Source organism: Mangrovimonas xylaniphaga (assembly GCF_001280435.1).
Classification (GTDB): Bacteria; Bacteroidota; Bacteroidia; order Flavobacteriales; family Flavobacteriaceae; genus Mangrovimonas_A; species Mangrovimonas_A xylaniphaga.
The window spans coordinates 1,841,218-1,867,215 of record NZ_LBIP01000013.1 but is presented as its reverse complement, the minus strand read 5'-3'; the positions used below and the strand labels follow the sequence as shown (position 1 = coordinate 1,867,215).

The following is a 25,998-nucleotide window of genomic DNA, read 5'->3' as shown; positions in this document are numbered from 1 at the left end:
TTCTATAAACAAAAAACCCCTTCCAAAACTGTTTGAAAGGGGTTAATTTTTTGATATTATTTGATTTCCTTACCATTTTTATCATAAAAATGATATTCAAGATACGTGTAAGCATCTCTGGGTAATACTTTTACCCATTTTTTATGTTCTAAAAACCATTTAGAACGTATTGAAGGAAAACCTTTGGTTAAAAAGGCTGCTATAAAAGGATGTGTGTTTAGGGTCACCTTTTTGTAGTCTTTTTTGAAAATACGTTCCATGTCTTGGGTAATCTTCTGCACAATTTTAATTGGTGCTTCTATTTCTTCTCCAGTACCATTAGGATTTTCTTCCTTGGTTTCAATATTGCGCTCTGGGCGTACACGTTGTCTGGTAATTTGTACCAGCCCAAACTTACTAGGAGGCAATATTTTATGTTTTGCTTTATCATCCTGCATTTCGTCGCGAAGATGATTATAAAGTTTTTTACGGTTCTCTGCTTTCCCCATGTCAATGAAATCCACTACGATGATCCCACCCATATCGCGCAAGCGCAGTTGTCGGGCTATTTCTGATGCTGATATTAAATTGACTTCTAAAGCAGTGTCCTCTTGATTTTTTTCTTTGTTGGAGCGATTACCACTGTTAACATCTATAACGTGAAGGGCTTCGGTGTGTTCAATTACCAAATAGGCGCCCTTGGCCATAGATACTGTGCGTCCGAAAGATGTTTTTATTTGACGCTCGATACCATACTTTTCAAAAATTGGCACGCCATTTTTATACAACTTTACAATAGACTCTTTGTTAGGTGCAATTTCTTGCACATAATCTTTAATTTGACCGTACATAGCTTCATCATCTACGATAATGCTAGAAAATGAATCGTTAAAAATATCCCTTAATATAGAGGATGCTTTGTTCATTTCTCCCAGCACTTTGCTTGGATGATGTGCTCTGTTTAATTTTTTACACATGGCCGTCCACCTGTTGAGCAAGTTTTGCAGGTCCTTGTCCAATTCGGCAACCTTTTTGTCTTCGGCTACGGTACGTACAATTACTCCAAATCCTTTTGGCGTAATGCTTTTTACCAAGCGTTTCAAACGGTCTTTTTCCTCTTTGGATTCAATTTTTTGAGAAATTGAAATGCGATCTGAAAACGGGACCAACACCAAATAGCGCCCTGCAATAGACAATTCTGAACTGATGCGGGGACCCTTGGTGGAAATAGGCTCCTTTACAATTTGAACCAAGATGGATTGGTTGGCTTTTAATACATTTGAAATGCTGCCATCCTTATCGATATCCTTTTCAAACTGAAAGTTTTTGAGTAAAAAATCGGTGTTTTTTCCTGTGCTTACACGTTTTACGAATTTTAAAAGCGAAGGAAGTTTTGGACCCAAATCATGATAGTGCAAAAAGGCATCTTTTTCATAACCCACATTCACGAATGCGGCATTTAGGCCCGGAACAGCTTTTCTAATTTTGGCTATAAACACATCGCCAACCGAAAAGTTGTTGTCTTCTTCATCTTTATGTAATTCAATAAGTTTTCCATCTTTTAATAAGGCAAAATCAACAATATCGGAACCTGATCTAATAATCAATTCTTTATCCATACTGTAAATTTATATCCACCCCAAAAAGCTTTGGAGGCAGATGGATTATACTTTTAATTTTTGACACAGAAAGTATTTTCCGTTAAGTCCATGCAAGCCAAAGTACTAGCAAAATGGGCATGAACTAAATATCAAAGAACGTTACATTAAAAAATGAAAAAGTAGTTAAAAAACTACTTTTTCATTTTATTTCTTTTTGTGACGGTTAGCGCGTCTTCTTTTTTTACGCTTGTGCGTTGCTACCTTGTGTCTCTTTCTCTTTTTACCACTTGGCATAAAATTGTATTTTAAAAATTAATATTTAGGTTAAAAAGTTAGTTAACTTCTACGTTTGTTTTTACGCCTTCTACAAATACTTTTGCAGGTTTGAACGCTGGGATATTGTGAGCAGGAATTTTGATAGTTGTATTTTTAGAAATATTTCTTCCTGTTTTTTCTGCTCTAGTTTTGATGATGAAACTTCCAAAACCTCTTAAATATACATTGTCTCCATTCTCTAAAGAAGCCTTTACTTCTTCCATGAAAGTTTCTACTGTTGCTTGCACGTCGCCTTTTTCCATTCCTAATTTGTCGGAAATCTTCGCTACTATATCAGCTTTTGTCATCGTATTTAATTTTAGGGTTATTATTAATTATTAAGGGATGCAAATATAGGAATTTTAATTTCAATATTTCAAACCTAATTAATTAAAATTTAAGCTTATAAAGGATTATTTTCGCAAAAATTAAAAATTTGAAATGAATTTTAAGGAGAAATTAACTCACTGGTACTCAATAAATAAACGAAGTCTTCCATGGCGAAAAACAAAAAACCCATATCACATTTGGCTCTCCGAAATTATTTTACAACAAACCCAAATCAAACAAGGATTACCCTATTATGAAGCTTTCGTTAAGGAATTTCCCACCGTATTCGAGCTTGCCAACGCCAACGAACAGGACGTTTTAAAACTATGGCAAGGTCTAGGGTATTACTCTAGAGCTAGGAATCTTCATTTTACAGCTAAATATATTGCCAATGACTTGCAAGGTATATTCCCAAACAACTATAAAGGGCTGCTACAATTAAAAGGTATAGGCGATTATACCGCCAGCGCCATCGCCTCCATTTGCTTTGACGAACCCGCTGCTGTGGTAGACGGAAATGTATATAGAGTACTTGCTAGACACTTTGGCATTCACACTCCTATTAATAGTACAAAAGGCATCAAGGAATTTAAAGAATTGGCAACCTCGCTACTTGACAGCCACAATCCCTCCGAATATAATCAGGCCATCATGGAATTTGGAGCCATGCAATGCAAGCCCAACAATCCAGATTGTGGCCAATGCGTCTTGCAGGAAAGCTGTGTGGCACTTCAAACCAAAACGGTAACCGAACTCCCTGTAAAGCTGAAGAAAGTAAAGGTCAGCAAAAAGCATTTCAACTTTTTGGTCTTGATATCTTCTAAAGGAGAAACCATTTTTAAAAAACGTACAGGAAAAGGGATTTGGCAAAACCTTTATCAATTCCCCCTTATAGAAACCGAGCAGCCTTTAACATCCTCAAACTTTAAAATCCATCCAACAATAATGGATTATTTCCAGGATTTGGATTTTGAATTCTCCTTATATAATAAGGACACGATTGTTCACAAACTATCTCACCAACATTTACACACCAAGTTTTGGATTGTTGAAATAGACCAATTACCCGAAAAGGGCCTACCAATTTCTAAGCTGAAAGAGTTCCCCGCACCAATACTGATTGGCAACTTTTTGGATGAATTTCGATTCCCGTTATAAAGACTCACAAATTTTTCTTACTTTTAAGAAAGTCATTGAAAAATGGTTAATTTTGCTAATACAAACACACAAATTATATGTCTGGAACCTTAAATAAAGTGATGCTTATTGGGCATTTGGGAGATGAAGTAAAACTACATTATTTTGAAGGAGGCAATTGTGTGGGCCGCTTCCCTTTGGCAACCAATGAGACATACACCAACAGACAAACCAACGAACGCATCACCAATACCGAGTGGCACAATATTGTGGTAAGAAACAAAGCCGCAGAGATTTGCGAAAAATACCTAACCAAAGGTGACCGTATTTATGTGGAAGGCCGCATCAAGACCAGAAAATGGCAAGATGAAAAAGGCATGGACCGCTACTCTACGGAAATACACTGTACCGACTTTACATTTCTAACCACAAAAGGCGAATCCCAGAATTCGGGATCAAGCCAGCAGCCGCAAATGCCACAAGCACAGCCAATGGCTCCAGATACAATGGATGACAATGATGATCTTCCATTTTAATTTGTTTAACTAATCTCTTTTGAATTGGACCCTGAACCCCCGAGTTTCATATTACCTTTAATTTCCATCAACGTTCCCTTAATTTCTGGAATTGTACTGCTTGTTGTTTTATTAATATGTTCCGCCCTTATTTCTGGGGCAGAAGTTGCCTTCTTTTCATTGACCCGATCAGACATCGATAACGGTCTAGAAGAAAAACCCAATACTTTTAAAATTATTTCCACCCTTTTGGAACGCCCCAAAAAGTTATTGGCCACCATTTTGGTTGCCAACAATTTTATAAACGTGGGCATTGTAATCTTGTTTGCATTTTTGGGCGAACACCTATTTGCTTCCATTGAAAGCTATTGGATGAAATTTTTCTTGGAAGTAGTTGTGATTACATTCCTTATTTTATTGTTTGGAGAAATCATCCCTAAAATATACGCTAGCAGAAACAGGGTAAAGTTCTCCACTTTTATGAGCATTCCGCTCCAAGTTTTGGATGTTATTTTCACCCCCATCACTTTGCCAATGCGTTACATCACCATTGCCATCCACAACAAATTGGGCAAGCAAAAATCCAATTTAAGTGTCGATCAATTGTCACAGGCTTTGGAACTCACAAGTGAACAAGACACCACTCGCGAAGAGCACAAAATTTTACAGGGAATCGTTTCCTTTGGAAATACCGATACCAAACAGGTGATGAAACCTAGAATGGACATTTTCGCTTTGCAAACCGATCAAAAGTATAGTGAAGTCATTGAACAAATCACAAAAAATGGTTACTCCAGAATCCCTGTCTACAAAGATAGTATCGACTCCGTTATCGGGATTCTATATGTAAAAGATTTACTACCACACATAGACAAAAAACAGTTTGACTGGACAACGTTGCTCAGAGAGCCGTTTTTTGTTCCTGAAAACAAAAAATTGGACGATTTAATGTTGGAATTCCAAAGCAAAAAAGTGCACTTAGCCATTGTGGTTGATGAGTATGGTGGGACATCAGGCGTTATTTCTTTGGAAGATGTTATCGAGGAGATTGTTGGAGACATTAGCGACGAGTATGACGACGATGATTTGTCATATACCATTATTGACGACAAGAACTATTCCTTTGAAGGCAAAACCCCTTTAAAGGACTTTTACAAAATCATCAAGATAGATGACGAATCTATTTTTGAAGACCATAAAGGCGAAGCCGAAACGATCGCCGGATTTGTTCTTGAAATTTCTGGGCTGTTCCCTAAGCGCAACAGTAAAATAAATTTCAAAAACTACGTTTTTACCATAGAGGCTTTAGATAAAAAACGCATTAAGCAAGTAAAGTTTACTATTTTAGACGCCTAAAAGTTCCTTTTTAGGATAATATCATATTAAAATGAAGAGATTAGTAGCAGTTATTTTGGCAGGACTTTGTCTATCATGCGCAGAAGACCCGATTCCAAAACCAAAGGCTTTTTTACGTTTAGATTATCCCCAAGCAAATTACCATACGGTACAGACTGCATTGCCTTTCTCATTTGAACAAAACGAAATAGCTGAAGACATTGACAATATTAAGGTAGATAAATCCAAAAACACTTTTGGTTTGGACATTCAGTATCCAGAAATGAAAGGGACCATTTACCTAACCTATAAACAGGTTACTAAGGAGAATTTGGAGTCCCTGATTAAGGATGCCCAAAACCTTACCCAAAAACATGTTGTGAAAGCTGATGAGATTATCGAACAACCTTACGAGAACAAATTACATAACGTTTTCGGGATGTTTTACGAAGTTGGAGGCAATGCCGCCAGCCAATCGCAATTCTACGTTACAGACAGCGTAAATCACTTCCTAACGGGTTCTTTGTACTTTTACGCAAAACCAAATTACGATTCCATTTATCCTGCTGCCGTGTATTTAAAAAACGACATTAAGCATATCATGGAAACCATTACTTGGAATTAATTGTTTATATATAAAAGAAAAAGCCATCAACGTGTTGATGGCTTTTTTAATTCAAAAATCGTGGTTTCTTTTAGTCATTTCTAACCCAGGCACCACCAACTTTAATCATCGCTATACTTTCGGTAGTATTGGTTCCATTATATATATCATAAGTTAAAAGGTACTTTTGCTCCTCTTCGGCAGCAGGATCAATATGATCCAATAAAACCCCCATTGCATTTGCAATCATATCCGTAATACCCGCGCTATTTTGAGTATCAGCATCACTCCAATAAGCCGCCTGACTTGGCCTTCTGTCCAAGTTTCCATAATTGTCCATACTTGAGGTAGCCGCTTCATAACCCGGTTCGTTTTCTAATTGTGATACTATATAGTCGTAATCATCCCTTGTTAAAGTGTATTGAATCGTGTTATCTGGCACCCATTCCGTCCCATCATGTCCAAACTGAAGAGTGGTTTCCACCGTAGATGCATGAGGCGTCCATTCCCCTTCAATCACAGTATATGAATTTCCTCTTATTTGAACCGCTCCTGCCGAACTTGAATAGTACTTATAGATTACAAAAATTTGATCTTCTTCTTGTGCATAGGGATATTTGATGCTCAAGAAAGTAGGCAAATAGCTATCCGCTGGAGTTGAACTACTAAAGTTATCATATTGTCCTGGTTGACCAGCCCCTTCTCCCATAGAGTTATAATCTTCGGAACTTAGATAATAGACATCCTCCATTACTTCCCAAGCACCTTCAGAATACACAAAATACTCTCCCTTGGAATCGTAATCCCCTGAAACACCCAGTGATTTCACGAATAACTCATCTATTTCCCAAGAAGCAGCCTCTTCGGTAGTAGATTCATATTTAAAAGCAATGTGGATGGTCTCCCCATCATAAGCAGACAAATCATAATCTTCAGACAACACGAAACTCCAATTATTTCCCGCAGGAGCATTTGCAAAATCAATCAATTCCCAAGTAGCAGATGAAACATCTCCTCCCGTCGTATAGTCTGATGACACCCAGACCCCCAATAGCGCTAAGTCACTAGCGTAATTGATTGCTTGGTTAATTTGAACTCTAACATCGGACTCACCCGACAAATCCAATTCAGGAGAAATCAACCAATCTTCATTAACAATACTTCCACTATCGTATCCACTCATATAGGCATATTCCACACCTCCAAAAGAGGCCGCTTCCCACACTTGATCACCAAGCACATTAACACTCTCAAATCCATCTAGAGTACCGTTAAAACCATATTCATATAAATTAGCAAAGCCTACTTCCGGGATTTCCAAATACTGTCTGTATTGCGCCAACACAATTTGCCCTTCGGAAGGAGATGAAATTTGAGCATCCAAGACCGAGATAATCTCTTCTGTAGCATCAACATTTGGATAGTACCCAAAAGCATCACTGCCTGAAGCTGCATAATCCGCCGTGGTCAATTGATAGACATCTGCACCTGTAAAATCACTTAAACCTTCAGCATCCCCTACATATAAATTATACGACACCAATACTTGAGAACCAGCCCCCCAATAAGGGTACATATCGGCCAACAATCCTGGAATCATCTCACGAGCATCGTCTTCAGAATCGAAACTTCCATACGTCAAATCTAAAGCCTCGTAATCATCTTCTGTTAATGTATACTCATCTGTACCTACTACAGCAGAACTATTCTGATCATCTAAATCATTATAAATGTCTCCCATAGGATCACAGCCTATAAACGTGGCTCCTATCAATACAAATAATAAATAAACTATTCTTTTCATGTCAATCTTTTTTTAAAAGTTAAGCTTAGCTCCCACACTAAAGGTTCTACCGTAGCCATAATATACCAATGCTGTGGAAGAAATAGACCCAGTTCCATCCAAGGCATCCGAAATATATTCAGTATTGAATACATTGTTCATTCTTCCTATCAAACGCATATCAAAAGGCCCAAAGTCAAATTTATGAGACAAGGCCATATCAAACAAACCATAAGCTGGCACTTCCCATGCATCGGGCGCACCTGCTGAGCCTCTGTCACTTGGATCAAAATCGGCATATAGACGATCATAATAGTTATAATCTACCATTAGATTGGTACCATTCATAATTTCATAATTAAGTCCTAATGCGAAAGTAGTTTGGGCCGCATCCCCAACGTGCAAATCTTTGATAAACAAATCAACAGTATCAACCAATTCTTGCTCATCATCGAAAATTTGAACATTTTCTACATTATCTTCCCATCTCCAATCGCCAAATGAGGCCATACCAGTCACTCTTAAATTTTCAAATGGCTTATACACAAAATCAATCTCCAACCCTTGATGAATGGCATTTACCCCCAAAATATTGGCTGTTGAATTTGTACCATCTGGTTGTTGAAAATTATAAGTTTCTGTTCTGTCCCTCCAAGCGGTTCTATAAAGGTTTATATTAGCTGAGAGTTTATCACTTCTAAAACCATAGCCAAATTCCACACTAAAAATCTTTTGATTCTCAGCCCCATCATTGATATGCTCGTTATCAAAATTCAAGAAAACAGCATCAAAACCTGGCGCTTTTTCAAAATAGCCAATATTAGCAAAAACGTTATGGTTATCTGTTAAATTGAAGTTAGCCCCTCCCTTGGCACTATACCCTAGGAAATTATAACGGTCTGTTTCCTGAAGTGGATCACTATCCAAATAATTGAAGTAATCTATACGTTTATAAGAAGTATTGGATGCTGCTAATGATACAAATGCAGCTAATCTATCCTGAGAATATTCCAATTGGCCAAATAGCCCTTGCCAACCTACAAGTCCATCATTGTAGTATAAAATCTTATCACCAACTTGGTAGGTGCCATTAGGGTTGTTTTCATCACTGTCATCAGCAAAATGTTGTCCTCCTAACAAGTCTGTCAATTCGGTAAAGTGGATGCCTTTATAATTTCTCAAATCCAATCCTCCCAACAATACTAAATTATCAGTCAAATCTGTTTTCAAGGTAGACAATATTCCATACCAAATATGGTCGTTACGTGAGGCCCTAAGAATCGTCTCCGAACCAAACGCTCCTAACTCTTCATTTTCCTCAACAACTTTATCAAAGTTGATTGGTCCATACAAACCATACCTGTAATCACTCACGCCTCCTTCGCCTAAGCCAAACTTGTTAGTGCCAGTGAAACCTCCTCCACCTCCAGATCCAAAGGAAGCATATAAAGCCGTTGATAAAGTGGTAGCATCTGAAATATTCCAATAGTGGTTTAAAGACAACTGTGGTTTATGATAAAAATTATCTTCCTGATGCGTTACCTGTCCGTTTTTATACCCCCAATCAGCATTAAAACGCTTACCACTTTCACTTGCTCGATAGGTAGAAATTAACTGTCTATTTTGACGTTGTCCGTGGCGTTGCTTTGCCCCAAAAGCTGTAAAGGACAATTTATGATCATCCCCTATCTCCTTTGACAAGTTAATAAAATATGAAAAAGCATTGAATTCCGTACCGTCTACATATCCATCTCCGTCTGTTTTTGCTGCTGAAATGGTAGCTGCAAAACCATTATCCATCAATCCTGTTGAATAGGTGGCTCCAACCTTAAAGTACCCATCATTGGCAACCTGGGTAGAAATATTCCCCCCAGCTTCCACATCGGTCGTTTTTGAAAGAATATTAATTGTTCCCCCAACTGAAGGCACCGCTACTTTGGAAGCTCCCAAACCACGTTGCACCTGCATTGAACTTGTGACATCAGACAGACCTGCCCAGTTACTCCAATATACCCGACCATTTTCCATATCGTTTACCGGTATACCGTTAATTAGAACCGCTACGTTATCGGATTCAAACCCCCTCAAATTGATACGACCATCTCCGAAACCTCCTCCAGATTTAGTAGCATACACCCCTGGTGTTGATTTTAGAACTTCAGGAAATTCCTGGGTACCCAATTTCAATTCGATTTCTTCTGCCTTTACCGTAGACACTGCTACCGGCGTTTTCCTATCTACGGCCACAGAAGCAATGATTTGGACTTCCTGCAACCCAACCTCGCTAGACTCCAAAGTGATGACTCCAAAGTCCTGATCACCACTAAAGGTAATGGTCTGGGTGGTATACCCTACGTAGGTAATCACCAATTCTCCCGAACTTGCTTGTGTAGTAATTGTGAAATTTCCATCAAAATCGGTGGTTGTCCCGTTTGATGTCCCCTTTTCAATGATGTTTGCACCTGGTAATGGTTCGCTGAAGTCTGAACCGATGATTTTACCTTTGATAGTGCTTTGTGAGAACAGCGCCGAACTACATAAAAATACAGCAGCTGCACATAGTAACTGGTAAATGTTTTTCATGTTTAATTGTTGAAATTTGAATTAGTCTTGGCAAAATTACTTATTAAGAATAATCAAATATTACCTTAACATTAGCAATTAAGCACCTGAAAGTTAACGATTAATATCAAACCATCAACAATTAAACATGAAAGCTGTTAAAAGTTTTTTAACATTTGTTAAGAAAGTTTTTTATAAAACTCCAAAAGGTTTTGTGTGGAAGCATCGTGGCTATTAACATTTCCTGTAGCATTGATGTCTTCCAAAATAGTATTGGCAAGTTGCTTTCCTAACTCCACACCAAATTGATCGTAGCTGAAAATATTCCAAACAACCCCCTGAACAAAAATTTTATGCTCATACATCGCAATCAATTTCCCAAGGCTTTCTGGGGTTAATTTCTCAATTAGTATAGATGTTGTAGGCTTGTTGCCTTCAAACACCTTAAACGGCACCAAACTTCCTGTAGCACCTTCCTCTTTCACCTGTTGCTCTGTCTTACCATTCAACAAGGCTTCTGTTTGTGCCAAAAAGTTGGACATCAATTTATCCTGATGATCCTTATCACCGTGCAATGCTTGGGCAAACCCAATAAATTCAGCTGGAATTAATTTTGTCCCTTGGTGGATTAATTGAAAGAAAGCATGTTGCGAATTAGTCCCCGGTTCTCCCCAAATGATTGTTCCTGTTTGGTAGTTTACTGGATTCCCGCTTCGGTCGATACTTTTTCCGTTACTTTCCATAATCCCTTGCTGTAAATAGGTAGCAAACTGATTTAAATATTGAGAATAAGGAATAACCGCCTCGGTTTCAACACCGAAGAAATTATTATACCACACACTCAACAGTGCAGAAACCACGGGGATATTTTTATCAAAACTGGTAGTTCTAAAATGCTCGTCCATCTTGTGAGCTCCCAACAACAGCTTGTCGAAATTCTCAAAACCAACAGAAAGACTGATAGACAAACCTACAGCACTCCATAGAGAGAAACGACCACCTACCCAATTCCACATTGGGAAAATATTGTTTTCATCAATTCCGAAAGCCTTTACACGCTCTATATTGGTAGATACCGCCACAAAATGTTGAGCAACGGCTTCTTCTGGCGCATTGATCAGGAACCAGTTTCTGATGGTGCTTGCGTTAGACAAAGTTTCCTGAGTAGTAAAGGTTTTGGACACTACCACAAACAAGGTTGTTTCTGGATCTAAGTGCTTGATAACTTCATTCACATGATCCCCATCAACATTACTTACAAAATGCGTCTTTAGGTGATTTTTATAATAGGTAAGCGAATCCACAACCATAGCTGGTCCCAAATCAGATCCACCAATTCCTATGTTTACGATATCGGTAAACGCTTTCCCTGTGTACCCCTTTAACTCTCCCGAAACGACTTGATTGGTAAAAGCCTTCATCTTTTCCTTTACCTCATAAATTTCGGTCATTACGTTTTCACCATCCACCAAAACCTCAGCAGTTTTTGGAGCTCTTAAAGCGGTATGTAAAACCGCTCTACCTTCCGTTTCGTTAATAACATCACCTCCAAAATATTTGGAAATCGCATCTTTAAGATCTACTTCTTCTGCCAATTTTAGCAAAAGCTCAAGGGTTTCTCCTGTAATTCTATTCTTCGAGAAGTCCACATAAAAGTCGTCCCATGAAATGGTCATATTATTTGCCCTTTCTGAATCTTGAGCAAACCAATCTTTCATATGAGCATCTTTAACGGTTTCGAAATGCTCTTTCAGCTGCTTCCATGCCTCTGTAGTCGTAGGGTTTATTGCTTTTAATGCCATTTTTATTTTACTTGTGTAATTAATGTTTCTTCCGCCAACAATTCTTCATCCTCCTGAAGCCCTTCAAATTGAATGGCATCCAAACGAGCTCTAATTGGCGTAATATATTCCATGTATCTTGTTTTCAAACTATCCGAGATAGGTTTGGCCTCTGGTAATTTTTCCCTTAAAGGATCCACTTGCCTGCCGTTTTTCCAGAAACGGTAACAAACGTGAGGGCCTCCAGTATTACCTGTCATACCTACCCAACCAATAATATCTCCTTGTTTTACAAATTGCCCTTTCTTAACGTTTTGGGCCTTCATATGAAGATACTGCGTTTCGTAAGTGGCGTTATGCCTAATCTTCACATATTTTCCATTACCACCACGTCTTGTAGACTCGGTTACGGTACCATTGGCAGTTGCCATAATAGGCGTCCCAATGGATGCCGCAAAGTCCGTTCCTTTGTGAGGTTTTACTTTATAACCATAATAAGCAATTCGGCGGTTAAGATTATATCTAGAAGAGATTCTTCCAAACTGAACCGGCGCTTTCAAGAAGGCACGTCGCAAGTTTTTAGCCTCATCGTTGAAGTAATCTACGATACCCTTAACGGTATCGGTTTTAAATTGGAATGCATAAAAAGGCTCATTATTATGCTCAAAATAAGCCGCTTTAATTTGATCTACCCCTACATAAATACTGTCATCTATATATTTATCCGTATAAATCACCTTGAAACGATCTCCTTTTTGCAAACGTCTAAAATCGATAGTCCAAGCGTAAATTTCATCTGCCATTTTATAGGCCAATCGTGGACTCAAGCCTTGGGATTCCAGAGTTTCGGAAATATTACTATCTATAATTCCTGTAGCTTCCTTTTCCACATACTTGATAGGTTTTCTATTGGTATAGGCATGAATAGAATCTTTGAAATTAATTACCACATATTCCTCCTGATTAGGTTGGTAAATAAAACACTGTGGCAACTCTAGGGAATCTTTGGAACACAACAAGGTATAAGGCTTCCCTACCTGAAGTCTTCTTGCAATATCGAAGCTATCCTTGGCGCTCTCTACAATATTGTAAATAAGAGGATATCCAATTCTATTACGCTCCATGATAGCTCCAAAACTATCCCCATTTTTAATGGTATCGCGCTTTACAATAAACTCGTTAAGATTGAATCCGAACTCGTGAATTTCTGCAGGTTCAACAAAAGTTTGTAACGGCTCAATTTTCTCTTCTTTCACCTTTTTATCATCCTTACATGATAAAAATGTCACACACACAAATAGTGCTGTTAATAATCTTGTTTGCATTAAATTATATCAATTTTAAATATTCTCTCCCCAGTTATCCAACTCCTCCTGCGACCATAATTCCGGAAAAAATATACGCCTTTGATATTTGGGGTGCATATATTTCTTCCAGTCACTTCCTCCTGTTGCTTCTCCGTCTCCAAGACCACTTTCAATATAATGCCTTGCGGTATTGTAATGCGCCATTACCCATGTGATATTGACTGTATAGTCGTAATGCCTCATGGCCTGCACGAGATTTTCATCCTTTTGAGCTTCCATTGGCAGCTCTTTAAATCTAGTCCAAAGGTTTTTGGTATTGTAACTCTCCATAAATCTCAAGAAATCATCCTTATAGCGCTTTTCAAAATTAACTAAAAGCGTCGACTTTTTCCCTGTTTTGTAATCCTTTCCCGCCGCTTGCCAATACAAATGCTCAAAAGCATGGGTATATGGTGTATTTCTGTCTATGGTGGCACGGAACCTATAATCGATCAAATTGATCAACTCTGTTGAAGCAAATTCTATCATACGGTACTGCGCACTTTGGAAACCACTGGCAGGAGTCAATGTATGTCGGAACTTCATGTATTGCTCCACTTCCATACCTTCTCGCATGATATTGAAAGAAGTGGTCAACATATCAAAATAGCGACTAACGCGCATTACCTTTTCTGCAAAGAAATCGGCTTTTAACTCTTTACATTCGGCTACCTGCTCAATTTCCCACAAAATCATTTTGAACAAAAGTTCATTGATTTGGTGATAGGCAATAAACACCATTTCATCTGGCAATTGCGTGCGCTGGATTTGGAGCCCCAAAAGGGCATCGGTTTGGATATAATCCCAATATGTAATGGGCTTACTGTAAAGCAGCCCTTTTAAATGGTCTTCGGTATTTTGTTTGATGGATTGGAACTTTTGTTCTAGTTCCTCAATGACATTATCAAATTTATTTGGGTTGGCCATATGTTAGTTAGTCAAATTGAATTTGGAAGGAGTGTTTCAAGCCTCTGAAGGATTCCAGTTCTGCCCGTAACGATCCCACTGCCAAATCTGCTTTAATTTTTAATGGGATCTTGTTTTCGTCTGCACTCACCCATAACGTTAAACTTTCTTGTTCTTTAAACACCCTTCCTGCCATTACGTACGGCCTGAATTTAAGTGTCTTTACTTTTCCAAAATCTGTCTCGATAGTTTCTCTTCCCAAAAACTTGAGCTTGAACACATAGTTTTCTTCATCAAAAAACATGTTCAGTTTCACTACATCTCCAACCTTTATCTTATCGGTATCGTAATTGTTGCGCAAATAATAAAACGCCGACACCATGTCCTGAACATCCTTTTCTGTAGCAAACACTTGTCTCCCGCCGTTTTTATAGTTTTTGACATGAGCTTTGCTTTCATTGTGATCAAACTTGATTTCAATATCCTTGGTATGTCCACCTTCGTCAATCTTCCTTATGAACTTATACGGCGCACCAGTTTCCCTATCGAAATAACTTTCGTAATGGTCGTCTACTTTAAAAAACCAACCTATGGCTCCTGTAGTCCATCCTTTACCTACTACATGATATACTTCTTTACCATCCAGCATTTTTTCATGCACCTCAAGTGTTGCGTTACCGGCCTTTAAAAAGCCACTGTAACTCATCTTAAACTTGAACCATTCGCCTCCGCCAAAAGCCGTTTTGTCCTGAGCCGAAGCAATTTGCGCAAAGAAAAGAAAACTGAGAAAAAAAAGATTAAATTTCATGTTAAAAGTATCTTGTCCTCCTAACTTTTGACAAATCATGAGGCTGTTTAAAAAGCTGACAAACAATTACTGTTCCAAATGTATAAAAAACAAAAAACTCCATAGTTGCCTTATGGAGTTTTTTAAAACGTGGAACGTTAAAAATTTGTTATAATGTACCTCTCTTTTCTTGCTCTCTTTCGATGGATTCAAAAAGGGCTTTAAAATTCCCAGCTCCAAATCCGCGAGCCCCCATTCTTTGGATAATTTCGAAAAACAAGGTTGGTCTATCTTCAACCGGTTTGGTAAAAATCTGTAATAGATATCCTTCTTCATCTGCATCGATCATGATTCCCAAGCCTTTTAAGGTTTCAATATCCTCACGAAGCTCATGACTGAACTCTTCCAACCTTCCAGGAACTGCGCTGTAATATTCTTCCGGTGGTGTTGATAAGAATTCCACACCTCTAGAACGCAAATCAGTCACCGTTTTGATAATGTCATCTGTAGCTACCGCAATGTGCTGCACTCCTGATCCTTCATAAAAATCAAGATATTCTTCAATTTGAGAACGTTTCTTTCCTTCTGCCGGCTCATTGATTGGGAATTTGATGCGACCGTTACCGTTACTCATTACCTTACTCATCAAGGCTGAATATTCCGTATGGATTTGTTTGTCGTCAAACGACAGGAAGTTCACAAAGCCCATCACGTCTTCATACCACTTCACCCAAGTGTTCATCTCTCCCCAACCTACATTTCCTACCATGTGGTCTATGAATTTTAAACCTGTTGGCGTTGGATTATAATCCGATTCCCATTTTACAAACCCAGGCATGAACTGTCCATTGTAGTTTTTACGCTCCACAAACATGTGAACCGTTTCTCCATAGGTATAAATACCAGCTCTTACTACTTCACCGAATTCGTCCTTTTCAACGGTTGGCTCCATATAGGATTTGGCACCTCTTTTGGTAGTTTCCTCATAGGCACTTCTTGCATCTTCCACCCAAAGCGCCACAACTTTCACTCCATCTCCATGCTTTACAATATGCTCGTTGATTGGTGATTTACTGTTCAAAGGCGTGGTTAAAACCAATCTAATTTTATCCTGAAGTAGCACATAGCTCACCTCATCTCTTGAGCCAGTTTCCAAACCTTTGTAGGCATACGATTGAAATCCGAAAGCAGTTTTATAAAAGTGAGCCGCTTGTTTAGCATTACCTACATACAACTCCACATAATCCGTTCCTAACAAAGGCAAAAAGTCTTCTGCCCCCTCAAATATTTTTTCCAGTCCGTATTCAACCGACTTAATTTCTTTACTCATAATCTTTAATTTTTTTAGTGTTCCAACCAAGATTTAAAATAATCTTCGTCTGCTATTTTTAATGCTTCTTCAGTAACTTTTAATGGCCTAAAGGTATCAACCATTACCGCCAATTCATCTGTTTTTTCCTTTCCGATACTGCGTTCTGTTGCTCCTGGGTGCGGTCCATGCGGAATCCCAGCGGGGTGCAATGAAATATGCCCTGCAGCAATATCATTTCTACTCATAAAATCACCATCGACATAGTACAACACCTCATCGCTATCAATATTGCTATGGTTGTATGGCGCAGGAATGCTTTCTGGATGATAATCATACAAACGCGGCACAAAACTGCACACCACAAAAGCATCAGTCTCGAAAGTTTGGTGTACTGGTGGCGGTTGGTGGATACGTCCGGTTATAGGTTCAAAATCGTGGATTGAAAAAGCGTACGGATAGCAATAGCCATCATAACCAACCACATCAAAAGGATGTGAGGCATACACCATATCAAACATATCATCCTGCTTTTTAACCTTAATTAAAAAATCTCCCGATTCATTATAGGTTTCCAATTCTTCAGGACGCCTGATATCACGTTCACAGAAAGGCGAATGCTCCAACAATTGCCCAAACCAGTTACGGTAACGTTTAGGTGTGTAAATAGGACGACGAGACTCAACAATGAACAAGCGGTTTTCTTCTGTATCAAAATCTATTTTATAGATAATGCCTCTTGGCACCAACAGATAGTCTCCGTATTTAAAGTCAAGATTCCCAAGATGGGTGCGTAATTTCCCTGTTCCCTTATGAATGAAAATCAATTCGTCGGCATCGGTATTCTTATAGAAATAATCGGTTGTGGATTGTTTTGGAGCCGCCAAAATAATACTACAATCACTATTGGTCAAAACTGTTTTTCTGCTTTCCAAATAATCGTTTTCCGGCTTCACTTGAAACCCTCTAAAACGATATGATTGCATATTGTTTTCTCTAGCAATTTTTGGAGCGACGCTATATTGATTTTGAATAGCTTTGACCTGAGTTGGTCGTTGCTCATGATAGGAGTTGGTGGACATCCCATCAAAACCTATAGTCCCAAAAAGCTGCTCGCTATACAAACTTCCATCTGGCTTTCGGAACTGTATATGACGTTTTGGGGGTATTTTCCCTAGTTTATGATAAAAAGGCATTGTTAATAATTTTTTAAGTTGAAAGTAAAAAGTAACAAGCAGCATTGCCGCTTGCGCAGAAGGCACAAAACGCCTACTTACTCAGGATTTCTCTTGATAAGAAAATGAAGATGCGCCAATAAACCTGTCCAAAAATGTGTCACTTAAAATTCTTGTTTAATATTTATCAGGAGCGTTTTGCAACCTTATAGTTTTCTCTTAAAACCACACGGTCTTCTGCAAATATCGTAAAATTTTTGTAGATTTTTAATAAATCATGAAGAGCTTACAATGTCAGAGCATTAAGTCAAATTTTATACCACTAAAACCAGAACCCTAGATTGAAGAACCAATAGTCCCTTTTGGTATCTGGCGACCACGTATATTTGGCTTCAATAGGCCCTAAAAAGGTCTCATAAGAATACCCCACAGCAAAGCCTGTATAATCTGGAGCAGTTAACCATTCGCCTGTTTCAAAAATATTATCTTCTACATTGCCAATGTTGGCGGCAAGAAGGAAATGATTCTTTTTAAAAAACTCATAATCCAAGGTAAATGTACTTTTCACAAAGCTATTCCCAGTAATTGACATAAAATCGTAGCCATAAAAGGAAACGAAATTATTTATGAAATTATTGGCATAGCCGCCCAATCCGAAATCCATCGAGTTAGTTGTGTTCTCTCCTATTTTGAATCCTCCCTGCTCCAAAATAGTCATGGATAGGCCATTCGCAATCTTAAAGGCATAACCAATATCCGCCTTGGCAATGGAAAAGGGTTCAAAATTCTCATTAAAACTGGAAGCATAGAAATACCAATGGATATCACCATTAAAGTAGAAACCTTTTTTAGGAAAATAGCGACTGCTATAGGTATCCAATTTAATATTACCATAAACACTTAAATAATCTGTGTTTTCAAACAAATAATCATCGTCACTATTAGTACTAAACTGATTCACCAAGGTTTGAGAAGTTATCCTTAGGTGCTTATGCTCCGCCCCAGCAATCAAGGCAAAATCCTTTCGGAACAGCGTCTGCACATAAAATTGCGAACTAAAATCCCGAAGGTCCACATCAACCTTATTGACATTACTGACTTCTTCCTCAAAAGCCCGAAATATTAATTGTGAATTGACATCTCTATCAAATTGATTGAATCGTGTCCGCAATCCCACACTCCAATAAAACCCTCTATCAATAAAATAGTCCAAGTTATAGCGAATATTATCGCCTAGAACCACATCAAAAGACAGCACATCATTATCAAAAAGAGCGCGTTTTCGAGTAAGATTCACTATGGCGGCACTTTTATATAGTTCATCATAATGCAATCCCAAACGGAAAAAAGTTGTAGTTTCATTTTCCTTAATAGTAGCCAACAAATCATAGCCTTCTATACCGTTTGATTTCTGAAACCGGTACTCAAAAGTGTCGAAATTATTGGTTGCCATCAAATTATTCACACCTCTACTAAAATCGGTATAATTCACGGTGGTGTTACTTTTAAGCTTCAATTTCCCCAAAACATAAGCTCTAGTGTACTTTTGATACCCTTTAATCTTGATGGAATTAATCCTGATACTATCTGGACTTTTCAAGGACTTGGTAGTAGATCTATTTGAAGCCCCTACTTTTTTGGCCAGTTCAACAAGAGGGCCAAGTTGCTCCCTTGCCGCACTCTCTCCATTTTTCACAATTCGCTGCCCTTCACTAAACGAGATCACCGAAAAATCCTTGATATCTGGTTTAATATAAATATCGGTTTTCTCCGATTTCCAAACCATGTCATTAATGGTCCTGTAATTATTAATCTGCAGTAAAATATCAGGCGCAGAAGTCAGTTCCTCCCTAGTTGCCAAATCATCCTGAACATCCACCCCTATTATCACATCCATACCTTTAGCCTTCAACTCATCAATAGGGTAGTTATTGGTCACTCCCCCATCTATTAACAACTGATCATTTATAATTACCGGTTGAAACAAGGACGGAAATGCACCACTGGCCGTAACCGACTGCGCCAAATTACCTCGTTCCAAATAGACAGCCTTTCCTGTTTCCACATTGGTAGCTGTACAAAAAAATGGAATTGGCAACTTATCAAATTCCTTGACATCGCTCACAGGAAGCGTTAAATAAGTCAATAAATTATAGACATTTTGCCCTGAGGAAATAGCCGAGGGCAACTTCAACTTGAATTTATTAAACGGTAAGGTCACGGCATATTTCTCTGAATTGTCCCTCTCATAGAAAGTTTTGGATTCCCTTGGCAAATAATCGGTAATCACCTCATCAAAATTGACACTTCCAAAAATGGAATCCAACTGCTTTGCCGAATACCCCGAAGCATACAAGGATCCTACAATGGCTCCCATACTGGAACCTGCTATATAATCTACTTTCAGCCCAATACTATCCAATACTTTCAGCACACCAATATGGGCAAATCCCTTAGCCCCACCACCACTCAACACCAAACCTATTTTCAAAGAATCCCTTGCAGGGGTTTCTTGAGCAAACCCAACTCCCGCAAACAATAGGAAAATGGCAATGATGGCTAGAAAGTGTTTCATTTGTTTACATAATAGGCCTTTATTTTCTGTGCCTTGGAAGGTCCAACTACCGAAGTGAGATCCTCTAGAGAAGCTTGGGAAATCCGTTTTACCGATTTAAAGTGGGTCATCAACTCCACTATGGTTTTCTCCCCAATACCTGGAATGGTTTCCAACTCCGTATTAAGGGCATTTTTACTTCTTCTATTTCTATGATGCTCTATCCCAAAGCGGTGCGCTTCGTTTCGTAATTGTTGAATGACTTTTAGGGTTTCGCTTTTTTTATCTAAATATAAGGGAATTGGATCTTCTGGGTAAAATAATTCTTCCAAACGCTTCGCAATTCCGATGATTGCAATTTTTCCACGTAAACCTAAGATTTCCAAACTATTAAGCGCCGAAGACAATTGTCCTTTTCCTCCATCAATAATGATCAATTGAGGGAGTGGCTGCCCTTCGTCCAAAAGCCTTTTATAACGCCTGTGAACCACCTCTTCCATAGAAGCAAAATCATCTGGACCTTCTACCGTTTTTATATTGAAATGGCGATAATCCTTTTTACTTGGCTTGCCGTTTTTAAACACCACACAAGCAGCCACAGGGTTGGTCCCTTGAATATTGGAGTTATCAAAACACTCAATATGCCGCGGCTCCTCATGCAATCTCAAATCGGCCTTCATTTGTGCCATGATGCGGTTGGCATGTCTATCGGGATCTGTGATTTTAACTTGTTTGAAACGCTCCATTCGGTAATACTTGGCATTTCTGATGGAGAGATCCAAAATATGTTTTTTATCTCCCAACTTGGGAACCGTTACTTTTATAGTTTCGCCAATATCAATTTTAAAAGGAACATAGATTTCTTTGGAATTGGAATTGAAGCGTTGCCGAAGCTCAGTTACGGCCAACTCCAAAAGTTCCTTGTCGGTTTCTTCCAATTTCTTTTTGATTTCCAAAGTATGGGACCTAATGATGGAACCGTATGACAATTGAAGAAAATTGACATACCCATAGCCTTCATCGCTCACTATAGAGAACACATCTACATTACTGATTTTTGGGTTGACAACCGTAGATTTTGCCTGATAGTTCTCCAGCACTTCAATCTTTTCCTTTATTTTCTGTGCCTCTTCAAACTTCATATCTTGCGCCAAAGCCTGCATTTGCTTTTTAAAATGAGACAGCGAGTCCTTAAAATTCCCTTTTAAAATCTCTTTAATCGAAGCGATATTGGCATGGTATTCTTCTTCGGTTTCATACCCTTCACATGGCCCTTTGCAATTTCCCAAATGGTATTCTAAACACACCTTGTATTTGTCGGCTTCAATTTTTTCTTCAGCTAAATCGTAATTACAGGTTCTTAATTGAAATAATCCTCTAATTAATTCCAACAAAGTAGATACTGTTTTCATGCTGGTATAAGGCCCAAAATATTCTGAACCATCCTTTATCACCCTGCGAGTTGAAAACACTCTTGGAAAACGCTCCTTCTTGATACAAATCCAAGGATAAGATTTATCATCCTTGAGCATCACATTGTATTTGGGCTGGTACTTTTTAATCAGGTTATTTTCCAACAGCAAAGCATCGGTCTCCGTATCTACCACAATATGTTTGATACTAGCAATCTTTTTCACCAGTACTCGGGTCTTCCCATAATCATGCTGTTTCGTAAAATAAGAACTGACTCTCTTTTTAAGGTTCTTTGCTTTCCCAACATATAAAATCTTCCCCTCAGCGTCGTAATATTGGTAGACTCCCGGCTGATTGGGCAAGGTTTGCAACTGAATTTCAAGTGAAGTTTGGCTCATCATTCAAAGGTAACTATTTTCATGGTTTTCAATCGGCAGCCAAAATGTTAATTGCCCTAAAAATTATCTTGGCAAAGCTAATTTTGAAATCAGTAATTCACTAACTTCGTACATTTATATTCAGCAATGAAAACACAAACCATTGGCCGCATAGACAAGATTGATTTCCCTGAACTACAACTATTTGAAGTTGATGTTAAGGTAGACACTGGCGCCTATACTTCTGCCATACATTGCTCAAAAATCATCGAAAAAAACAACAGCCTAATCTGTACATTTCACAGTGACGGCCATCCAAACTTTAGCGGTGTCGAGGTGAGCTTTAATTCCTATTCAAGAACCAATGTAAAGAGTAGCAACGGTTTCAAGGAAAACAGATTTAAAATTAAAACCGATGTCATATTTTTTGGTAAAACCTATAAGATTAACTTAACTTTAAGCACCAGAGACGACATGAAATTTCCAGTTCTTATTGGCAGACAGTTTTTAAGCAAAAAATTTCTCGTTGATGTAGACCAGAAGAACGTATCTTTTAACGCCAGTAAACGCGCATGAACATAGTAATTCTATCTAGAAATTCTTATTTATATTCTACCCAACGGCTTATTGAAGAGGGCCGAAAAAGAGGGCATCAGGTTGAAGTGATCGACCCCCTAAAATGCGACATCATTATTGAAAAAGAAAAACCTACCATCTTTTACAAAGACCGCTATTTGGATTATGTAGATGCTATTATCCCAAGGATTGGCGCCTCTGTTACCTTTTACGGTTGCGCTGTGGTACGTCAATTTGAAATGATGAACGTGTTCACCATTGTAACCTCAGACGCTATTCAACGCTCACGGGACAAACTGCGCAGTTTACAGCGCTTGAGCAAAGCCGGAATCGGCATGCCAAAGACGGTATTCACAAACTATTCCAGAGATGTTGAAGAAGTTATTGAACACGTCGGTGGAACTCCTGTAATCATTAAACTACTTGAAGGCACTCAAGGTTTAGGTGTTGTTTTGGCGGAAACCAAAAGCGCAGCTGAATCTGTTTTGGAAGCTTTCAATGGATTACAAGCTAGGGTGATTGTTCAAGAATTTATCAAGGAAGCCAAAGGTGCTGATATTAGAGCTTTGGTTGTAGATGGACAGGTAGTTGGCGCCATGAAACGCCAAGGGAAAGAAGGTGAATTCCGCTCTAATTTACACAGAGGAGGCACCGCCCAAATCATCAAACTTAATGATGCCGAACTTAAGTTGGCTATGCAAGCCTCAAAAGCATTGAAACTCCCTGTTTGCGGTGTTGACATGCTTCAGTCGGCCAGAGGACCTCTATTATTGGAGGTGAACTCTACCCCAGGACTGGAAGGCATTGAAGAAGCTACTGGAAAAAATATTGCCCGCGCCATCATAACTTATATAGAAAGGAACCGATAGATGACCTACACCCAAAAAGCAATCATTTCCATACTTGGCAAAGACATTAAAGCGGGTGAGCGTTGTGAATTGAATTTTGGGGTGGCCAATCTGCATACCACTTCCAGCATCGATGTGCCCGTTATCATTGAACGCTCCAAAAAGCCGGGGCCGGTTGTTCTTTTTACGGCTGGCATCCATGGAGATGAAGTGAATGGTGTGGAAATCATTAGGCAGATTATCGCCAAAGGCATTAACAAACCTAAATGCGGAACCATTATTTGCATTCCTATTATTAATGTTTTTGGGTTTATTACCCTGAAACGTGAATTCCCTGATGGCAGGGATTTAAACCGAGTTTTCCCTGGCACCAAAAAAGGCTCTTTAGCTAGTCGTGTAGCTTACAAATTGGTTAGCGAAGTAATTCCTGATGTAGATTTCATCATGGATTTTCATACAGGTGGAGCTGGAAGGTTTAATGCACCTCAAATACGCATTACCAAAAACAATCCTCAATTGGACGAGTTGGCCAATGCCTTTGGAGCACCATTTATATTGTATACCAAAAACATCAAAAAGTCCTTCAGAAATACATGTAGCAAACTAGGCAAACCTATTTTGTTGTTTGAAGGCGGGAAATCTACCCATATAGATATCAATATTACCAATACTGGGGTTAATGGCGTAAAACGCGTGCTACACCATTTAGGGATGTTATCTACAAAATTCAAGGTATCCAAGCCAAAAACACAAACCGTCACCATTTTGGACAGCAGTTGGCAGCGCGCCAACTATTCTGGAATGTTCAAACCTTCCATCGCCTTGAACACAAAAGTGACCAAAGGCGATATCATTGGTAACATTACAGATCCCTATGGTAAATTCAACCATTTCGTAAAAGCCATTTATTCAGGCTATGTTATTAATGTGAATGAATTGCCTATCGTCTATCAGGGTGACGCCCTATTCCATATTAGTACCAAATTAAAAAATGACCAAGCAAGAATTAAGAACCCTATATAAATCGAAGCGAGAGGCGCTTTCGGAGGACGATATTGACCAATTGAGCATAGAAATTGCCAATCAGTTATTGAAGATGGATATTTGGAACTATTCTTTCTATCATCTTTTTTTGAGCATTGCATCGAAGAAAGAAATCCAAACCGAATTCATCCTGAACATTCTCTCTGGAAAAGATAAAAACATTGTTATTTCAAAAAGCGATTTCAAGTCGGGTACTATGACCAACTTTTTATTGACAGACAACACTGTAATAAAAGTGAACTCATACGGCATTCCTGAACCTCAGGACGGCATTGAAATTGCCAATGACAAGCTAGACGTGGTATTTATCCCTTTATTGGCTTTTGACGATAACGGACAAAGAATTGGCTATGGAAAAGGGTTTTACGATCGGTTTTTGGCCAACTGCACACCTGATGCACTAAAAATTGGACTGTCATTTTTTGAAGCAGAACCTTCATTCGACGACATGCATGAAGCAGACATTCGTTTAGACTATTGCGTTACACCAAAAATCATCTACACGTTTTCTAGCTGAGTAGTGTCCTTTTCCTTTTCTACTTCTTTTTCTACATCCAAAATTTCCAATTCATCTGAAGACTTCGGGAACGCCTTTTTGTTGAAGACAATGAGAATGCCTATTCCCGTACTAATGGCCATATCGGCAATATTAAACACAGGCTCAAAAAAAGAAAAGCTCTTTCCTCCCACAAAAGGAAACCATTCTGGATAGATTCCACTATAAATAGGAAAATGGAGCATATCCACAACGTTGCCATGAAACAAACTGGCGTAACCACCTTCAACAGGCAGAAAAGTGGCCACCTTATTGATGCTATCGCTAAAGATGACGCCATAAAAAACCGAATCGATGATATTGCCCAAGGCACCTGCAAAAATCAAGGCTACTGCCCAAATTAGGGTTTTGGAAGCTTTCTTTTGGATGGAAGACACCAACCAATAGCCAATACCAAAAACAGCCACAATTCTAAACAGTGTTAGACTCAACTTAGCTGTTTTATCTGAAATAAACGAAGCAAAATCACTGATTTTAGTTCCCCAAGCCATCCCGTCATTTTCTACAAATGCAATATGAAACCATTCAAATACCTCTATACGATCCCTAAGTTCAAAATGGGTTTTAATGTATAGTTTGCTTATTTGATCGGCAAGCAAGATTAAAATAATTAAGAGGAATGCTTTTTTTAATGACATGGATTAGAATTGATGAAACACAAAAATAGGATTTATAAATTGATTGTGAACACTTAATCAATTTTGAACATCCTAGAAAGAAGACATAAAAACAAACGCCCTGTATATACAGGGCGCTATTCTAAAAATATAAGTTTAGTTATTGCTGCATGTTTTTTGCCTCAATACTTAATGTAGCGTGCGGCACTAACTTGAGGCGCTCCTTACTGATCAACTTGCCCGTTACGCGGCAAATACCATAAGTTTTGTTCTCAACTCTAATAAGGGCATTTTTTAAGTCCCGGATAAATTTCTCCTGTCTGATGGCCAATTGAGAGTTCGCTTCCTTACTCATGGTTTCGCTACCTTCTTCAAAAGCCTTAAATGTCGGCGAAGTATCATCGGTTCCATTATTAAGGTCGTTCATGTACGCACTTTTCAAAAGCGCTAAATCATGTTCGGCCTTTTCAATTTTATCTAGAATCAATACTTTAAACTCTGCCAAATCCTTATCGGAATACCTGTTGTTAGTTTCTACTGCCATAATC

The 25,998-nt window shown here is 38.6% G+C and carries 22 protein-coding genes; 8 read left to right on the top strand and 14 right to left on the bottom strand.

What is annotated here, in order from left to right; all coding sequences use genetic code 11:
* Nucleotides 1–56 precede the first annotated feature (56 nt).
* Complete coding sequence (locus ZA06_RS08190) at nt 57–1,598, bottom strand: Rne/Rng family ribonuclease (protein WP_053976878.1); 1,542 nt, start codon at nt 1,596–1,598, stop codon at nt 57–59.
* 314 nt (nt 1,599–1,912) lie between these two features.
* Nucleotides 1,913–2,203: an HU family DNA-binding protein gene (locus ZA06_RS08185; RefSeq protein WP_053976877.1), complete on the bottom strand. Its 291-nt coding sequence runs from the start codon at nt 2,201–2,203 to the stop codon at nt 1,913–1,915.
* A gap of 133 nt (nt 2,204–2,336) precedes the next feature.
* Between ZA06_RS08185 and mutY the strand changes: the two genes are divergently transcribed.
* From mutY to gldD, 4 genes are all read left to right on the top strand, one after another.
* Nucleotides 2,337–3,383 (top strand): A/G-specific adenine glycosylase, encoded by a 1,047-nt coding sequence (gene mutY / locus ZA06_RS08180; RefSeq protein WP_053976876.1) that lies wholly within the window; start codon nt 2,337–2,339, stop codon nt 3,381–3,383.
* A gap of 77 nt (nt 3,384–3,460) precedes the next feature.
* Nucleotides 3,461–3,898, top strand: a complete 438-nt coding sequence (locus ZA06_RS08175; RefSeq protein ID WP_053976875.1) for a single-stranded DNA-binding protein — start codon at nt 3,461–3,463, stop codon at nt 3,896–3,898.
* 24 nt (nt 3,899–3,922) lie between these two features.
* A complete protein-coding gene (locus ZA06_RS08170; protein WP_053976874.1) occupies nt 3,923–5,233 on the top strand; it encodes a gliding motility-associated protein GldE in 1,311 nt (436 codons plus the stop codon).
* 31 nt (nt 5,234–5,264) lie between these two features.
* Entirely contained in the window at nt 5,265–5,837 is a 573-nt protein-coding gene (gldD, locus tag ZA06_RS08165; protein ID WP_053976873.1) for a gliding motility lipoprotein GldD, read from the top strand.
* A 70-nt stretch (nt 5,838–5,907) separates the two neighbouring features.
* Here gldD and ZA06_RS08160 read toward each other — a convergent pair whose 3' ends face one another.
* The 10 genes from ZA06_RS08160 to uvrC all read right to left on the bottom strand — a co-directional run bounded on the left by ZA06_RS08160 (nt 5,908) and on the right by uvrC (nt 21,830).
* On the bottom strand, nt 5,908–7,620 hold the full coding sequence (locus ZA06_RS08160) for a choice-of-anchor J domain-containing protein (protein ID WP_053976872.1): 1,713 nt from the start codon (nt 7,618–7,620) through the stop codon (nt 5,908–5,910).
* Between the two features lie 12 nt (nt 7,621–7,632).
* Nucleotides 7,633–10,182, bottom strand: coding sequence for a TonB-dependent receptor (locus ZA06_RS08155; protein ID WP_053976871.1), 2,550 nt, complete (start codon nt 10,180–10,182; stop codon nt 7,633–7,635).
* Nucleotides 10,183–10,340: 158 nt separating this feature from the next.
* Complete coding sequence (gene pgi / locus ZA06_RS08150; RefSeq protein ID WP_053976870.1) at nt 10,341–11,963, bottom strand: glucose-6-phosphate isomerase; 1,623 nt, start codon at nt 11,961–11,963, stop codon at nt 10,341–10,343.
* Nucleotides 11,964–11,965: 2 nt separating this feature from the next.
* Nucleotides 11,966–13,267: a peptidoglycan DD-metalloendopeptidase family protein gene (locus ZA06_RS08145; protein ID WP_053976869.1), complete on the bottom strand. Its 1,302-nt coding sequence runs from the start codon at nt 13,265–13,267 to the stop codon at nt 11,966–11,968.
* A gap of 15 nt (nt 13,268–13,282) precedes the next feature.
* Complete coding sequence (locus ZA06_RS08140) at nt 13,283–14,215, bottom strand: tryptophan 2,3-dioxygenase family protein (RefSeq protein ID WP_053976868.1); 933 nt, start codon at nt 14,213–14,215, stop codon at nt 13,283–13,285.
* A gap of 7 nt (nt 14,216–14,222) precedes the next feature.
* Nucleotides 14,223–15,002 (bottom strand): DUF3108 domain-containing protein, encoded by a 780-nt coding sequence (locus tag ZA06_RS08135; RefSeq protein WP_053977105.1) that lies wholly within the window; start codon nt 15,000–15,002, stop codon nt 14,223–14,225.
* Between the two features lie 148 nt (nt 15,003–15,150).
* The gene (hppD, locus tag ZA06_RS08130; protein ID WP_053976867.1) at nt 15,151–16,311 is read right to left on the bottom strand and encodes a 4-hydroxyphenylpyruvate dioxygenase; all 1,161 of its coding nucleotides are present in this window, start codon (nt 16,309–16,311) and stop codon (nt 15,151–15,153) included.
* Nucleotides 16,312–16,325: 14 nt separating this feature from the next.
* Nucleotides 16,326–17,486, bottom strand: a complete 1,161-nt coding sequence (locus tag ZA06_RS08125) for a homogentisate 1,2-dioxygenase (protein WP_053976866.1) — start codon at nt 17,484–17,486, stop codon at nt 16,326–16,328.
* Nucleotides 17,487–17,787: 301 nt separating this feature from the next.
* On the bottom strand, nt 17,788–20,040 hold the full coding sequence (locus tag ZA06_RS08120) for a patatin-like phospholipase family protein (RefSeq protein WP_053976865.1): 2,253 nt from the start codon (nt 20,038–20,040) through the stop codon (nt 17,788–17,790).
* The gene (gene uvrC, locus ZA06_RS08115) at nt 20,037–21,830 is read right to left on the bottom strand and encodes an excinuclease ABC subunit UvrC (protein ID WP_053976864.1); all 1,794 of its coding nucleotides are present in this window, start codon (nt 21,828–21,830) and stop codon (nt 20,037–20,039) included. Before uvrC ends, ZA06_RS08120 begins: the two co-directional genes overlap by 4 nt.
* 126 nt (nt 21,831–21,956) lie before the next feature.
* Here uvrC and ZA06_RS08110 point away from each other — a divergent pair, with 126 nt between their 5' ends.
* From ZA06_RS08110 to ZA06_RS08095, 4 genes are read left to right on the top strand one after another with little or no spacing between them, the layout of a single operon-like run.
* Entirely contained in the window at nt 21,957–22,385 is a 429-nt protein-coding gene (locus ZA06_RS08110) for an ATP-dependent zinc protease family protein (protein WP_053976863.1), read from the top strand.
* Nucleotides 22,382–23,254: a 30S ribosomal protein S6--L-glutamate ligase gene (gene rimK / locus ZA06_RS08105; RefSeq protein ID WP_053976862.1), complete on the top strand. Its 873-nt coding sequence runs from the start codon at nt 22,382–22,384 to the stop codon at nt 23,252–23,254. The genes ZA06_RS08110 and rimK overlap by 4 nt, the downstream gene beginning before the upstream one ends.
* Nucleotides 23,255–24,256, top strand: a complete 1,002-nt coding sequence (locus ZA06_RS08100; RefSeq protein ID WP_053976861.1) for a succinylglutamate desuccinylase/aspartoacylase family protein — start codon at nt 23,255–23,257, stop codon at nt 24,254–24,256. It abuts the gene before it with no gap.
* The gene (locus ZA06_RS08095; RefSeq protein WP_053976860.1) at nt 24,225–24,794 is read left to right on the top strand and encodes a 5-formyltetrahydrofolate cyclo-ligase; all 570 of its coding nucleotides are present in this window, start codon (nt 24,225–24,227) and stop codon (nt 24,792–24,794) included. Before ZA06_RS08100 ends, ZA06_RS08095 begins: the two co-directional genes overlap by 32 nt.
* Here ZA06_RS08095 and ZA06_RS08090 read toward each other — a convergent pair.
* Both ZA06_RS08090 and ZA06_RS08085 read right to left on the bottom strand, forming a co-directional pair.
* Complete coding sequence (locus ZA06_RS08090; RefSeq protein ID WP_053976859.1) at nt 24,776–25,471, bottom strand: lipoprotein signal peptidase; 696 nt, start codon at nt 25,469–25,471, stop codon at nt 24,776–24,778. The genes ZA06_RS08095 and ZA06_RS08090 overlap by 19 nt on opposite strands.
* A gap of 139 nt (nt 25,472–25,610) precedes the next feature.
* On the bottom strand, nt 25,611–25,994 hold the full coding sequence (locus ZA06_RS08085) for a TraR/DksA family transcriptional regulator (RefSeq protein ID WP_053977104.1): 384 nt from the start codon (nt 25,992–25,994) through the stop codon (nt 25,611–25,613).
* Between the last annotated feature and the right edge of the window lie 4 nt (nt 25,995–25,998).

Bases quoted from the DNA above. Each gene is read 5' to 3' on its own strand.
- ZA06_RS08190 (WP_053976878.1), bottom strand. From the start codon at position 1,598: ATGGATAAAGAATTGATTATTAGATCAGGTTCCGATATTGTTGATTTT.
- ZA06_RS08185 (WP_053976877.1), bottom strand. From the start codon at position 2,203: ATGACAAAAGCTGATATAGTAGCGAAGATTTCCGACAAATTAGGAATG.
- mutY (WP_053976876.1), top strand. From the start codon at position 2,337: ATGAATTTTAAGGAGAAATTAACTCACTGGTACTCAATAAATAAACGA.
- ZA06_RS08175 (WP_053976875.1), top strand. From the start codon at position 3,461: ATGTCTGGAACCTTAAATAAAGTGATGCTTATTGGGCATTTGGGAGAT.
- gldD (WP_053976873.1), top strand. From the start codon at position 5,265: ATGAAGAGATTAGTAGCAGTTATTTTGGCAGGACTTTGTCTATCATGC.
- ZA06_RS08160 (WP_053976872.1), bottom strand. From the start codon at position 7,620: ATGAAAAGAATAGTTTATTTATTATTTGTATTGATAGGAGCCACGTTT.
- ZA06_RS08155 (WP_053976871.1), bottom strand. From the start codon at position 10,182: ATGAAAAACATTTACCAGTTACTATGTGCAGCTGCTGTATTTTTATGT.
- pgi (WP_053976870.1), bottom strand. From the start codon at position 11,963: ATGGCATTAAAAGCAATAAACCCTACGACTACAGAGGCATGGAAGCAG.
- ZA06_RS08145 (WP_053976869.1), bottom strand. From the start codon at position 13,267: ATGCAAACAAGATTATTAACAGCACTATTTGTGTGTGTGACATTTTTA.
- ZA06_RS08140 (WP_053976868.1), bottom strand. From the start codon at position 14,215: ATGGCCAACCCAAATAAATTTGATAATGTCATTGAGGAACTAGAACAA.
- ZA06_RS08135 (WP_053977105.1), bottom strand. From the start codon at position 15,002: ATGAAATTTAATCTTTTTTTTCTCAGTTTTCTTTTCTTTGCGCAAATT.
- hppD (WP_053976867.1), bottom strand. From the start codon at position 16,311: ATGAGTAAAGAAATTAAGTCGGTTGAATACGGACTGGAAAAAATATTT.
- ZA06_RS08125 (WP_053976866.1), bottom strand. From the start codon at position 17,486: ATGCCTTTTTATCATAAACTAGGGAAAATACCCCCAAAACGTCATATA.
- ZA06_RS08120 (WP_053976865.1), bottom strand. From the start codon at position 20,040: ATGAAACACTTTCTAGCCATCATTGCCATTTTCCTATTGTTTGCGGGA.
- uvrC (WP_053976864.1), bottom strand. From the start codon at position 21,830: ATGAGCCAAACTTCACTTGAAATTCAGTTGCAAACCTTGCCCAATCAG.
- ZA06_RS08110 (WP_053976863.1), top strand. From the start codon at position 21,957: ATGAAAACACAAACCATTGGCCGCATAGACAAGATTGATTTCCCTGAA.
- rimK (WP_053976862.1), top strand. From the start codon at position 22,382: ATGAACATAGTAATTCTATCTAGAAATTCTTATTTATATTCTACCCAA.
- ZA06_RS08100 (WP_053976861.1), top strand. From the start codon at position 23,255: ATGACCTACACCCAAAAAGCAATCATTTCCATACTTGGCAAAGACATT.
- ZA06_RS08095 (WP_053976860.1), top strand. From the start codon at position 24,225: ATGACCAAGCAAGAATTAAGAACCCTATATAAATCGAAGCGAGAGGCG.
- ZA06_RS08090 (WP_053976859.1), bottom strand. From the start codon at position 25,471: ATGTCATTAAAAAAAGCATTCCTCTTAATTATTTTAATCTTGCTTGCC.
- ZA06_RS08085 (WP_053977104.1), bottom strand. From the start codon at position 25,994: ATGGCAGTAGAAACTAACAACAGGTATTCCGATAAGGATTTGGCAGAG.